We start from the raw sequence: 13,429 nt of genomic DNA, 5'->3' as shown, positions 1-13,429 counted from the left end.
CTCCCGCGACTGACACCGCGGGATTCTCCCCTCGTCGTTCAGGCGGCGGGAAGGACCAGCCCGGCCCTGGTACCAATGTCACAGGTATGCCAGACGCGGGCTGGGGCGAACGCCGTATCGCCCAGCGGCAATCCGGCTTTCCCCGCCCCACTACGCGGGCACCCTGATTCCCCCGCCGGCGCAAGCCGGTGGTCCCCTCAGGAGGATCTGATGGCGAACGCCGCTGCTCCCTCTCCCCTCCCCCGCGACCCGAACGCAGAATGGCTTGACCTGGCGCCGGGGCAGCGCCGCACCCTTCCCCTGTCGCTGGCGTACGCCATCGGCGTGCACGCGCTCAGCATCGGTGTACTCGCCGCTCTCCTCCTCACCGTCCGATCCGCGGGCGGTACGACGGTGCTGTCGGTACTCCTCGGCCTCGCGGTCATCTTCACCCTGGCGACGGCCACCGTGCTGGGCATGCTGGGCGTGCTGGTGCCGCGGCTCCTCACCCGCCAGGGTGTCGCCGCCGACGCGTCCGCGCTGACTCTGGTCCAGGACGCCAAGTGGTGGTTCGCCGGCCGCCGGCTGCGCCTGCCGTGGCCGGACGTACAGTCCGCCACCTCGACTGGGACGCACCGCTCCCGCCGCGTCCCCCGTACTCCCAATGTCGTCCTGCGCCTGAGCGCCATCCCGCCACAGGCGAGAGTCCCGCACTGGGCGATCCTGGTGCGGGCGCACGCCGCCCCGCCCAGCGGTGGGACGAAGAGCTCGGTGCCGCGCCTGTTCCTCACCCTCCCCTGGGACGACCACGACGCGTTCCTGCGCCTGGCCAACGAGGCTCGCCCCGCACCGGATCGGCCCGGTCCGACGCCCCGCACTGGGGCCGGGTCACACCCCGAACCGCGAGACTGGCTCCCCTTGCGGACCACGCGCCTCACCCAGTGGGGCGCCTACTGCGTCCTCGCGGTGGGCGGGCCTCTTGTCATGCCGGTCATCGATCTCGTGCAGCGCCTCAGGGGCGGCGAAGGGCTACCGGCGCCGGTGGTCCTGCCCATGACCGCCGCGGCACTGTGCGGCCTGCTGCTCATGGTGGCGCTGGCGCCGCGGTTCTGGACGCGGCAGGGGCTCGACCGCACCGAGGAGCACCTCCGCATCGCGCAGCGCCCGATGTGGTGGCACCGCGGCCGCAGCGCGGACATCCCATGGCGCGATATCCGCCGCATTGTGCCGGGCGAGCACCCGGTCCGGGAGAGCCCGGTCCTGGAGATCTTCCTGTCCCGGGTGGAGCGCGACCTGCGTATGCCCCGCTGGGCCCGGCTGGTGCTCCCGGGAGAGGAGTTGTGGGGGCGGGCCGCGTCCCAGCCCAGGGTGGTGCTCGACCTCACAGATACCGCCGCCCATAACACCGTCGAGTCGATGCTGCGCCACGTCCGGCCCGACCTGTTCGAACATCCGGCGCCCGCCCGGCCCGGCTCCCCCGCCGCCTCCGCGCCCGCCGGTTCGGCCACTCCAGCCGGGCAGGCCGGCGCGCACTGGGTGAACGTCCGGGGGCGGCGCATCTTCGGCTGGTCGATGGGCATGCTGACGCTCTGTGTGAGCAGTGCCGTCCTCGTGAGCGCCGAGATGTCAACGGCGCGCGGTGGCGCCGATCCGATGGCGGTCAGCGTGCTGTGGGAGTCGGTCGGGGTGGTGGCCTGCACCGTCCTCCTGGGGGTGTGGCTGGTCTGCGTCGCGATGCCGCGGCTGTTCGCCCACCAGGGTGTGGCGATCGGGGACGAGGGCCTCACCCTCGTCCAGGAACCGCTGCTGTGGTTCGCCGGACGGACGACGCACATTCCCTGGTCCCAGCTTCACGAGGTGCGTCCGGGGAGGGCCATGACCCTCGACAGCCTCTTCCGCACCCGCGACCTGTCGCCGGACAGTGTCGTGGACCTGGTCCCGCACGATCCGGACGCCATCACCCGGGCGCCGTCGTGGGTGCGGATCCACCCCCGCGAACCCCGGTTCGCGCTCCCCTGGCGCCCGCGTCGGGACCGGGTCCGGCTCTGCCCGGGGCACCACAGGGCATCGCAGGTCATGCAGGCCATCCGCGCCGTGCGCCCGGACCTGCTCCGTGCGGCGCGGGGGCGCACAAGGTCGGGCCGGCGGGCGTCCGGCGCCGGGCGGCGGAGCGCCGCGCCGTAACCCGCCGCCAACAACACCGCGGCTCACCGGCGATGCCCCGTGCCCGGGGACGGCGAACCCGGCCAACCGCGGGTGTCCGGCCCCGGCGCCTACCACTCCCGGAGCCGGACACCGGCGGTCAGGCGGCGTTTGGCGCGTCAGCGCCGGCCTCCGCGTCTTCGTCCGCGGCGACGGCCGTGGCTCGCCGCAGGAAGGCGAAGGCGACCACCGCCGCCACGGCGAAGACGGCCGAGGAGACCCCGAGGGCCACCACCAGCCCTTGCGTGAACGCCTCACGGGCCGCGGCGAGCAGGTCGGCGCCCACGGCACCCGGAACCCGGTCGGCCGCCGCGAGCGCGCCGGAGACGCTCTCCCGGCTGGCTTCCGCGGCGCTCTCGGGGGCACTCGCGGGGATCGTGTCGGCCACCGTCCAGCGGTAGACGGCCATGCCGAGACTGCCGACGAACGCCGTTCCGAGCGCCTGGCCGAGTTCGCCGCTGACCTCCTGCATCGCCGCGGCCGACCCCACGCGCCGCATCGGCGCGCTTGCGATGATCAGGTCACTGCCCAGCGTCACCGCAACGCCCTGGCCGAGTGCGGCGACACAGAGGCCGGTCATCAGGACCGCCGGGCCGCTGCTCGCCCCCACGGTCGCGGCGAACGCGAGGCCAGCGCTACCGACGGCCAGGCCGGCACCCATCGCGTAGGCGTGCCGGGTCCATCGCACCAGGGTGGGCGCGAGTACGGCCCCGACGAGGTTGACGACAGCGAACGGCACCGTCCACAGCCCCGCATGGAGCGGGGACAGGCCCACCACCCACTGCAGGTACTGGGTGAGGAGGTAGAACGACCCGCCGAGGGCGAGGATCATGAGCAGGATGACGCCGAGCGAGGCACTGAAACCCCGGTTGGCGAAGAGACCCAGGTCAAGCAGCGGGTCGGGCAGTCGCAACTGGCGCCGCACGAACACGACCGCGACCACCGCCGCCACCATGGTCACCGCCAGGTACGGCACCCGGAATCCCTGTGTGGCGATCTCCTGGAGGCCGTAGACCAGCCCCAGCATGGCCACCAGCGACAGGCCCACACTGACCGGGTCCAGGCGGCCGGCTCCCGGGGCCCGGTACTCGGGCAGCAGCAGCGGTCCGACGGCCAGCAGGAGCACCAGGGCGGGAACGTTCACCAGGAACGCCGAACCCCACCAGAAGAACTCCAGCAGCGCCCCACCCATCACCGGGCCGATCGCGCCGCCCGTGATGAACGCGCCCATCTGGATGGAGACGGCCACCCGGCGCTGTCCATCGTCGTGAAACATGGTGCGCAGCAGGGAGAAGGCCGCCGGCATCAGGCTCGCCCCGGCGACACCCAGCAGCGCGCGGACCGCGATGAGCATCCCGGCGCTGGTGGAGTAGGCCGCCACCACCGCCAGGACGGTGAACACGGCCGCTCCGGTCAGCAGCACCCGCCGCCGGCCGAGCCGGTCGCTCAACCTCCCCATGGTGATCAGGAACCCGCCGACCAGGAACCCGTAGACGTGCAGTACCCACAGCATCTGGGATGTGCCGGGCCGCAGGTCCGCCGCGATCGACGGCATCGCGAGGAAGAGCACGGTCAGGTCGGTGGCCAGCACCAGCACCGGCAGCGTGAGGACCGCCAGCCCCAGCCACTCCCGCCATCCGGCCCGTTGGGGGGACGCGGGCTCCTCCGCGTCCGCGTGAACAGGATCAGTCATAGCAGCACCTCCGGTGACGGTGTTGGTCACCCTTGAGGCGCGCGTCCGCGTCTCGCATCGCTAGATCGGTGATGTGAGCGGGTGGTTGGGCCTCCGACGAGGGCGGCGAAGGCAGCGGGTGGCCAGCCCCCAGTAACCGCTACCGGTGCCCGGTGGTGGGGCACGTAACGGGGGCGGCGAAGGCGCCGGATGGGCCGGCCCGTGAAGATCGGTCCTGGTGCCCGGTGGTGCCGCGGCCAACGGGACGGCGAAGACGCCGATGGCCGGGTGTGGCGCTTGCCGGTGCGTCCGTTGGGCGGCAGGGCGCATCGAGAGTGTCCGCAGAGTCATTCTCGGCGCCGAACGTGTCCATACGGTCACCTTCGGTGCGCAATGGCGCGGTGCGGGACCAGGCAGCACCCCCGACCCATCCGGCGCCCTCGCTGCCCGTCGGGCGCGCCACCACCGGGCACCAGTCGCGCTCACCGCCGACCCCGCCGGCCAGCCATCGTCGCCGCCTCCGTTGGACGCCGTACCACGTACCCACTTCACCGACCCAGGTCCCGCGGGATCCGCGAAGAGCCGGCCCCCATCCAGTAGCGTGGTGGCAATCCGGGACGGCGCGGGACCATGCCGGACACCGCGTGACCCACGTCACCGGATACGCCCACCGACCGAGGGACAGCCGCGCAGTGACAGCACCAACGCTGATCGGCCGCGACCACGCCGCTGCGGTGTTGCGGGCCGAGGTCAACCGGACGCTCACCAGCCACGGTGGCCTGGTGCTCGTCACCGGTGAGGCGGGCATCGGCAAGACCACCCTTGTCGCCAGCGTCGCCGACGAGGCCAGGAACCGCGAGGCGCTGGTCGTCAGCGGCACAGCGTGGGACCGCGACAGCGTTCCCGGTTACTGGCCGTGGATGCAGGTGATCCGGAACCTCGAACGCACCGCGACAGCCGAGGAGTGGGCGACGGCCAGCGCGTCGGCGGGCGAAGCCCTGTCGTTCCTCCTCGGGGAGGGGCGCCACCCCGCCAGCCCCGAGATCACCGACGACGCCACCTTCCGGCTGCACGACGCCGTGACCACGCTGCTGGTGACCGCCTCGCGCAGCCGCCCGGTCGTCGTGGTGCTCGACGACCTGCACTGGGCCGACGCCGCGTCGATCAGACTGCTCGCGTTCCTCACCCAGCACACCTGGTTCGAGCAGGTGCTGGTGGTGGGCACCTACCGCGACGTGGAGGTCGACGAGCCCGACCACCCCCTGGGGGCCCTCATAGGGGCCCTCACCACCAGGGCCACCGAGGTCCCGCTGGCCGGGCTCGACACCGGCGAGGTCAAAGAGCTGATGGCGTGTACGGCCGGCCGCGAGCCCGACGAGGACCTCGCCGCCCAGGTGCGGCGCCGGACCGGCGGGAACCCGTTCTTCGTGGAACAGACCGCCCGGTTGTGGCAGGTCGGCAGCCCCATCGACGCGGTCACACCGGGAATCCGCGCGACCCTGGAGACCCGGCTTTCGTATCTCCCGACCAACGTGGTGGAGCTGCTGACCACCGCGGCTGTCGCCGGCCGCGAGTTCGAGCGGGGGGTGGTCGCGGCGGCATCCGGCGTGCGCGGCCCCGAGCTCGACTCGCTGCTGAAGCGCGCGGTCGCCGCCCGGCTCGTTACCCGGCTGGCGGATGGGCGGTTCGGGTTCGTCCACGACCTGGTGCGCGACGTGCTCACGACGCGCCTGGACGAGGCCGCGCTGCGCGCGCGGCACGCCGCCGTAGTGCGCGGCCTCCGACAGGCCGCGCGCGCCGACCCGGGCACCCTCGCGCACCACGCCTACCTCGCGGTGCCCGATGTGGACTCCTCCTATGCGCTCGACCTCGTCCTCGCCGCCGCGCGCAACGCGTGCTGCCGGCTGGCGGTCGAGGAGGTGGCCGGGCACTTCGGCCGAGCCCTCGAACTGGTCGGCGACGAGCGGACAGAGCGGCGGTCCAACATCGCGCTCGACCTCGGTTCCTTCCAGCACTCCGCCGGCCTCCTCGCTGAGGCGCGGGCGACCTTCGAGGACGTGGTCGCCTCCAGCGACGACCTGGACGACCCGCGGCTGCTGGCGCGCGCTGCGCTCGGGCTGCACGCGCTCGGCGTCCCCGACCCCGACAACGAAGGCCGTCGCGAGATCGATCTCCTGGACCGGGCGCACGCGGGGCTCATCGAGCACGGGGCGGCGCCCGACGACCCGCTCACGGTGCGCACGCTCGCCGCGGCGGGCCGCGCCCGGTCGCACCTGGTACCGGGGGACGACCGGTCCCGGGACCTCAGCGCCCGCGCCGTCACGCTCGCACGCGGGTGCGGTGACGACGAGGCGTTGGGCTTCAGCCTCCTCGCCCGGCACGACGCGATCTGGGAGCCCGGCAGCGCACCGGAGCGAGTGACGCTCGCCGACGAGATGACCGTCGTTGCGCGCCGCAGCCACGACACCGAGCTTGAGCTGCAGGCGTCCCTGTTGCGCATGGTCGGCCTCGTCGAGTTGGGCGACCCGCGCGGCCTCGACGAGTACTCCTCCTTCGTCGCTCTGGCGGAACGGTCCCGCCTGCCGCGCTTCCGGTACCTGTCCCTGTCACGCCAGGCGGCGATCGCCACACTCACCGGTGACCTCGACGCGGCCCACGCGACGGTCGACGAGGCGTTCGCGCTGGGTGCACGGCTGGACGAGCCCGACCGGGTCCGCCTGTGGTGGGAGCAGCGTTGGGCTCTCGCGCTGACGCGGGAGGGACCCGAGGAGGCGGGCCGGTGGCTCGCCGAGTACCCCGGCGACGGCAGCAGCACGTTCGCCGCGGTACCCGAGGCCATCACGGCTGTCGAGAAAGGCGACGGCCCGCTCTCTCCCCGGCTCACCACCGAGATCATGACTGCCGCGGACGCGTTCCCGGGGGCGTTCAAGCCGATCTTCCTGCGGGCGCACGCGCAGGTCGCCGCCGCGACGGGCGACCCCCGGCTCTGCGAGGAGGCGCGCACGGCGCTGGCACCGCTCGCGGACCTGTGGGCGGTCGTGGCCGGCGGAGGCGCGATCTACGGCCCCTATGCCCACTGGCTGGCCATGGTCGACGCGGCCCAGCAGCGCTGGGACGCCGCCGTCGACGGGTTCACAGCGGCCTGGCGCTCCGCCGACCAGTTGGGGGCGCGCCCTTGGTCCATCGAGGCTCGCCGCCACCTCGCACGGGCGTTGCTCGCCCGCGGAGCGTCCGGCGACACCAGTGCCGCCGCGGACCTGCTGGACGAGGTGGAACGCGAGGCGGCCGAGATCGGCATGGGGCACGCGGCCGAACGCGCCCGCCAGATGCGCGGCACGGCCCCGCCGGCGGGCGGGGCCGGAGGCGGCTCGGCAGCACGCGGCCGTCCGACCACAGAACGGGCGAGCGAGCCGCTGGAGCCGCGTTCGGGCAACGAGTTCCACTTCGACGGCCGGGTGTGGACCCTGTCCTTCGCCGGCCGGACCGTTCCCATGCCCGACGCCAAAGGGTTGCGTGACCTGCATGTCCTGCTCGGAAAACCGGGCACGGAGGTACCCGCGGCGGACCTGCTCAGCCCTGAGGGCGGTGAGGTGGTGCGCGTCTCGCAGCGGTTCGGCGGTGACCCGGTGCTCGACGAGCAGGCCAAGGCGACCTACCAGCGCCGGCTCACCCAGCTCGACGAGGAGATCGAACGCGCCGCCACGCGGCTCGACGACGACCGCGCCGCCGAGCTCGACCACGAGCGCGAGGCGCTGCTTGCTGAGCTGCGCAACGCCGCCGGCCTCGCGGGCCGGCCCCGGCGGCTCGGCGACGCCGCCGAGCGGGCCCGCAAGACCGTGTCCGCGCGCATCCGCGACACCCTGCGCCGGCTCGACGAGCGCCACCCGGAACTCGCCGAGCACCTCAGGGCGTCGGTGTCCACCGGCATCACCTGCCGCTACCAGCCGGGCCGCGAGGTGGCCTGGGAGCTTTGACACCGGCAACGCCCGCCCGCCCCAGTGCGGGACGCCCGGTGACCGATGCCGCTCCCGCCTGGCGGCCTGGTCCGGCGTCGGTGCGTGTGTGCTTCGCCCGGCGGCGCCGGGGCGGAGAGCGCTCCCGAGCTGAGTGGGCCGCGCGAACGCGGGCGAACAGGCAACCGGTGGGACGGTCCCGGGTCCCGCCGCGCCGATCTCGCGACGCCAGACCAGAACTCGCGCCCCTCGGGTGCAAGCACGCGGCAACCGAGGAGGCGCACGATGTCCACAGCCCGCAACACAGCCAATGACGGCGCTCCCCTTCGCGTCGCCGTCATCATCGGCAGCACCCGCGAAGGGCGGGCCGGCGCGGCGATCGCCGAATGGTTCGCCGACCAGATCCGGCGGCGCGACGACTACGAGCTGGACCTCGTCGACCTCGCCGAGGAACCCCTGCCGGTCGTGCTGCCCGATTCCGACACCGTTCCCGAGCCCGTGGCCAGCCTGGGCCGCCGGCTGGCCGCAGCCGACGCGTTCGTCATCGTCACGCCGGAGTACAACCACGGGTACCCGGCGTCGCTGAAGAACGCGATCGACTGGTTCTACGACGAGTGGAGCGCCAAACCGGTCGCCTTCGTCTCCTACGCGGGCCGGAGCCAGGGCCTCCGGTCGGTCGAGCAGTTGCGGCAGGTGTTCGTCGAGGTACACGCCATGACCACCCGCGACGGGGTGAGCATCGACCTCGGACGCGTCGACGAGCACGGCCGGCCCACCGAGGCCGGCATCGACGGCGCCGCCAAGCTGACTCTCGACGGGCTCGCCTGGTGGGGCCGCGCCCTGCGCGAGGCCCGTACCGCCCACCCCTACACCGCCTGAGGAGAGGAATCACCATGGAACCCGCACTCCCGCCGCATGGCGCGAACACACCGGTCGCGGTGCTCGGGCTCGGCCCGATGGGCGCGGCACTGGCCCGGGCGCTGCTCGACAGCGGCCACCCCACCACCGTCTGGAACCGGACCGCCGGCAAGGATGACGATCTCGTCGCCCGGGGAGCCACCCGGGCGGACACCGCCGCCCAGGCCGCGGCCAGCTCCCCCGTCGTGGTCGTCTGCGTCACCAACCATGACGCGGTCCGCGGCATCCACCACCGGATCGGCGACTCCCTGTCCGGGAGGGTGCTGATCAACCTGACCACCACGACCCCGGCGCAGGCGAGCGAGGCCGCCACCTGGACCGCCGAGCGCGGCGCCAGCTTCCTGGACGGGGCGGTCCAGGCCGGCGCCGGGGCCGTCGGGACAGCTGAGGCCCTGCTGCTCGTCAGCGGCCCGCGGGAGGTGTTCGACACCCACGCGGACACGCTTCGGGCGCTGGGCACGGTCACCCACGTCGGCTCCGGCGCCGGGCTCGCGTCCCTGAACGACCTCGCCCTGCTCGGCGTCTGGTACGAGGCGTCGGCCGGTTATCTGCACGCGCTGGCGCTGATGGCGGCGGCGGGCGCCGACACCAGCGTGCTGACCACGCACGCGGCGGGCATGCTCACCGCGGTCGCCGACTCCGCCGCCGATACGGCGCAGGAGGTGCGCGAACGCGTCTATCCGGAGGGGACCGCACCGCTCAGCAAGCACCGCACGGTGGTCGGCCACCTCGTCGAGACGTCGCGGGACTACGGCGTCGACGCCCGGCGGCTGCTCCCCGTCAAGGAGCTTCTCGACCGGAGGGTGGCCGAGGGCAACGGCGGGGACGGCTTCACCGGCCTCGTCGAGGAGCTGGTGACTCCGACGGGCAGCGACCCGGCACCCAGCGACGAGCCCGGGGAAAGCGCCCGCAGCGACGGCGGCCCGGGCCGCGACACGGGACACGGGTGGGAGCCGGCACCGCTGGATCTGGACGCCTACCTGCGCCGGATCGGCTACGACGGCCCGCTCGACCCCACCCTGGAGACACTGCGGGCCCTGCAGTGGGCGCACGCCGCCGCCATCCCGTTCGCGAACGCGACCGTCCAGCTCGAAGGGTTGCCCGCGCTCGACCTGGCCAGCCTGCAGGAGAGGCTCGTCCACGGCAGCCGGGGTGGCTACTGCTACGAACAGAACATCCTGTTCGGCACGGTGCTGGACCGCCTCGGGTTCCGCGTGACCGGGCTGCGCGCCCGGATCCTCATGGGCGCGGACGCGGACACCATGCGCGCCGACGGGCACGCGGTGCTGCGCGTCGACGTGGCCGGCAGGTCGTGGCTGGTGGATGTCGGCGTCGGCGGGGTGGGGCCGCTGGAGCCGGTCGAGCTCACCGAAGGCACCGAGGTGACGAGCGGGGGCTGGACCTACCGGATGGACCGCACCGCCGACGGGATGTGGCTGCTGCGCCATCTGGCCGCGGACGGGTGGGAGAACGTGTACAAGTTCACCCTCGCCCCCGCCTACCGCGTCGACTACGAGGACGACAACTACATCGCGGCGTACCACCCCCGGTCGCCTTTCTCGCGAGGGCTCATCGCGCAACGCAACGGCCCCCGCGTCCGGTACGGGATCAACGGCCTGGAGTTCTCCGTGACGCGTCCCGGTGAACAGCGCGAGACACGTGAACTGGACCCCGGAGAGCTTCCGGGCGTGCTCCGCGACACCTTCGGCCTCGAACTCACCGAGGAGCAGCACCAGGAGCTGGTGCGAATCGCCGGCTCCGGTTCCGAGGCCGGACGAGGCGCGTCCCTCCAGGGTTAGGAGCCGGGACAGGGCCGTCCCCCTCGAAGGCCCTACCGACGCCGTCTCTCCCGGCCGGCCTGACCGGGTAAAAACAATCACACTCCGGCCGGGTTCCGCTCGGACCGGGCGCGCCGCAATCCCCGCCGCTGGGCCGTTCCCGTTGCCTATGTCCCTCCTGCCGCCTGGGGAGACGCGTGTTGCTCCGGTGGACGCGGTCGCCCGATAATGCGAACATAGTTTCGAATCCGCTGGTCTTCCCCCTGGTGGATGAAGGTGCTGTCATGTGGACCGCAGTGGAGGGGGACCGTGCCGGGTTCGGGGCACGCACCGCGGCGCGCGCGCCTGCGGGCGCTGGAGGATGCGGCGGAAGAGGTGCGCGGTCACCTCGAACCGGCCGGGCGGGCGGACGCCCCGGTGTTGCCCGCCCTGCGTCCGGTGGTGCCGGAACTGCCCGCGGGCGCGCTGGTGTCGGTGTCGGGCACCGGAGCGGCGTCGCTGGGCACCGCGCTGCTCGCCGGCGTCTGCCAGGAGCAGGGCTGGGCCGCGGTGGTGGGGATTCCAGAGTTCGGGGTACGCGCCGCCGCCGGCATGGGCGCCGACATCGGGCGCCTGCTGTTGGCCGACTCCCCTGGTCGGCACTGGGCGGAGGCGGTCGCGGCGCTCTGTGAAGGGGTCGGCCTGGTGCTGACCCGCTCCCCCGGCCAGGTTAGCCCGGCGCTGGCGCGGCGGTTGACGGCGCTGGCGCGGCGGCACGGGTGCGTCCTGGTCGTCGCCGGCCAGGCCTGGGAGGGAACGTGGCTGCGGTTGGCGGTCACTGAGTCGGAGTGGGACGGGCTGTCCCAGGGGCACGGGCACCTGCGGGGACGCCGGGCCCGGGTGGTGGCCCGCGGGCGCGGCGCGGGCGAGGGCCGGCAGGCGGCGATGTGGCTTCCCGGCCCCGATGGCGCCGTCCGCCCGCTGCAGGAGGCCGAACCGGCACGCCCGGCGCGGCCGCTGCGCGAAGCGGGTCGTGCCGGCCGGACGGGGGTGGCATGAGCACCGCCGCCCGCACCCTGGCTGTGTGGTGCCCGGACTGGCCGGTTACCGCCGCCGGGTTCGAGGCGGCCACGCCCAGCGCGGTGGTGGCCAAGGGCCGGGTCGTGGCCTGCTCGCGGGCGGCGCGTACGCAGGGGGTGCGCCGGGGGCAGCGAAAACGCGACGCCCAGCGCCTGTGCGCCGACCTGCTGGTCCAGGAACGCGATACCGAGCACGAGGGGCGGCTGTTCGAGCCGGTCGTTCGCGCGGTCACCGGGATCACGCCGTGGGTGGAGGTGGTGCGCCCGGGGGTGTGCGTGTTCTCCGTCCACGGTCCCGTGCGCTATTTCGGCGGGGAGCACGCGCTGCGAGAGGCGGTGGTCGCGTCGGTGGCCCAGGCGGGCTACTGGTGCGGAGCGGGGATCGCCGACGGGGTGTTCGCCGCTGTCCTGGCCGCCCGTGCCCGCGACGGCGGCGTCGTGGTGCACCCCGGCCGCACCTCGGACTTCCTCGCCCCCTACCCGGTGCGCACTCTGGAGCGGCCCGCGCTCGCCAGCCTGCTCGAACGGCTGGGCGTGCGCCGCCTGGGAGAGCTCGCCGCGTTGCCTGCCGACCTCGTCGCGGAGCGCTTCGGCGACGAGGGGAGGGCGGCGCACCGGCTGGCCACCGGCTTGGAGGCCCGTCCGGCCCATCCCGCTCCACCGCGCGAGGACCTCTCCGTTTGCTCCGAGTTCGACCCGCCCGCCGACCGGGCCGAGACGGTGGTGTTCGAGGCCAAGGCGCTCGCGGCACGGCTGCATTCCGCCCTGGCGGCGAAAGGGCTGCTCAGCGTCCGGGTCGTCGCCGAGGTGACCTGGGCTGACGGGCGGATACTGAGCCGGCTGTGGCGCCACGACGGCGCCCTGTCGGAACTGGCCCTCGCCGAGCGGGTGCTGTGGCAGCTCAGCGGCGGCCCGCCGGGAGGCAGAGGGGGCGGCGCGGCCGCACCCGGCACCGGAGCGGCAGAGGGAACGGGAGGTGTGATCGGCCTGCGGTTCGTCCCGGACCACCTGGTTCCGGCCACCGGTCGGCAGGTACCGCTGTGGGGGCAGGCCGAGGTCGCAGGAAGCCTCGAACGTGCCGTGGCCCGGGTGCAGGGGCTGCTCGGCCACCAGGCCCTGGTCCGCCCAGCACTCCACGGGGGCCGCGGACCCGGGGAGGGCGTCGTTCGGGTCCCCGTAGGCGACGTCGCGCCCGATCCGCCGCGGCAGGGCCCCTGGCCCGGGCGCATCCCCGCCCCGGACCCCACGGTGGTGCCGTCCCGGCCGCCGCCCGCGCTCGTGCTCGACGCGAACGGGGAGCCGGTCACAGTCAGCGGGCGCGCGGCCATCTCCGCGCCACCGGCGCGGATCGGCATCGCCGGGGGCGACCCCGTGGACGTGGATGCGTGGGCGGGACCCTGGCCCGCCGTCGAACGGTGGTGGGACCCCGAACGCGGCCGCCGCCGCGCCCGCCTGCAAGTGGCCGCCAATCAGCGGGCCTACCTGCTCGCCGTCGAGGCGGGCCAATGGCACGTGGAGGCCGTCTACGACTGAGCGCCCCGGGACCAGGCCGGAACAGCGCCCGGAGCAAGCCGGGGCCCAACGTGAGCCAGAAGGAGCGCCCCGAAAGGAGAAGGAGTACGTGTTTCGTGGTTGTTCTTGTGCCACCGGTTCCGCATGCGTTCGGTCGCGCGTCCGACCAGGGGGCGAGGACACCTCAGCGCCGATCTTGAGGATTTCGTTCCTTTGTGGCGCCAGAAAGGAACGGAATCCTCAAGATCGGCGCACAACATGCCCGCAATCCGGACATAGCGGGCGCACGCGCGGTACCGCTACGAGGTCCGGCCCCACGCACGCCCCGACACAGGCCACCCCCCGAAACCCCGCGCC

7 protein-coding genes are annotated in these 13,429 nt (G+C 73.8%); 6 read left to right on the top strand and 1 reads right to left on the bottom strand.

The features are described 5' to 3' along the window. Positions 1-210: 210 nt before the first annotated feature. On the top strand, positions 211-2,163 hold the full coding sequence (locus tag F4561_RS04500; RefSeq protein ID WP_184575056.1) for a hypothetical protein: 1,953 nt from the start codon (positions 211-213) through the stop codon (positions 2,161-2,163). 118 nt (positions 2,164-2,281) lie between these two features. Here the strand turns inward: F4561_RS04500 and F4561_RS04495 are convergent, their stop codons facing one another. Next, positions 2,282-3,874: an MFS transporter gene (locus tag F4561_RS04495; protein WP_184575054.1), complete on the bottom strand. Its 1,593-nt coding sequence runs from the start codon at positions 3,872-3,874 to the stop codon at positions 2,282-2,284. Between the two features lie 671 nt (positions 3,875-4,545). Here F4561_RS04495 and F4561_RS04490 point away from each other — a divergent pair. From F4561_RS04490 to F4561_RS04470, 5 genes are all read left to right on the top strand, one after another. Next, entirely contained in the window at positions 4,546-7,827 is a 3,282-nt protein-coding gene (locus tag F4561_RS04490) for an ATP-binding protein (protein ID WP_184575052.1), read from the top strand. Positions 7,828-8,091: 264 nt separating this feature from the next. Next, on the top strand, positions 8,092-8,685 hold the full coding sequence (locus F4561_RS04485) for an NADPH-dependent FMN reductase (RefSeq protein WP_184575050.1): 594 nt from the start codon (positions 8,092-8,094) through the stop codon (positions 8,683-8,685). A 14-nt stretch (positions 8,686-8,699) separates the two neighbouring features. Further along, entirely contained in the window at positions 8,700-10,523 is a 1,824-nt protein-coding gene (locus F4561_RS04480) for an arylamine N-acetyltransferase (RefSeq protein ID WP_184575048.1), read from the top strand. A gap of 288 nt (positions 10,524-10,811) precedes the next feature. Then, positions 10,812-11,540, top strand: a complete 729-nt coding sequence (imuA', locus tag F4561_RS04475) for a DnaE2-dependent mutagenesis accessory factor ImuA' (RefSeq protein WP_184575046.1) — start codon at positions 10,812-10,814, stop codon at positions 11,538-11,540. Next, complete coding sequence (locus tag F4561_RS04470) at positions 11,537-13,093, top strand: DNA polymerase Y family protein (protein ID WP_184575044.1); 1,557 nt, start codon at positions 11,537-11,539, stop codon at positions 13,091-13,093. The genes imuA' and F4561_RS04470 overlap by 4 nt, the downstream gene beginning before the upstream one ends. Positions 13,094-13,429: the final 336 nt, after the last annotated feature.

This window comes from Lipingzhangella halophila (assembly GCF_014203805.1).
Classification (GTDB): Bacteria; Actinomycetota; Actinomycetes; order Streptosporangiales; family Streptosporangiaceae; genus Lipingzhangella; species Lipingzhangella halophila.
The sequence above is the reverse complement of the archived record's forward strand: the minus strand, read 5'-3'. Positions and strand labels throughout refer to the sequence as shown.

Coding starts and splice junctions, on each gene's coding strand:
- F4561_RS04470 (WP_184575044.1), top strand. CDS start 11,537: ATGAGCACCGCCGCCCGCACCCTGGCTGTGTGGTGCCCGGACTGGCCG.
- F4561_RS04480 (WP_184575048.1), top strand. CDS start 8,700: ATGGAACCCGCACTCCCGCCGCATGGCGCGAACACACCGGTCGCGGTG.
- F4561_RS04495 (WP_184575054.1), bottom strand. CDS start 3,874: ATGACTGATCCTGTTCACGCGGACGCGGAGGAGCCCGCGTCCCCCCAA.
- F4561_RS04500 (WP_184575056.1), top strand. CDS start 211: ATGGCGAACGCCGCTGCTCCCTCTCCCCTCCCCCGCGACCCGAACGCA.
- F4561_RS04485 (WP_184575050.1), top strand. CDS start 8,092: ATGTCCACAGCCCGCAACACAGCCAATGACGGCGCTCCCCTTCGCGTC.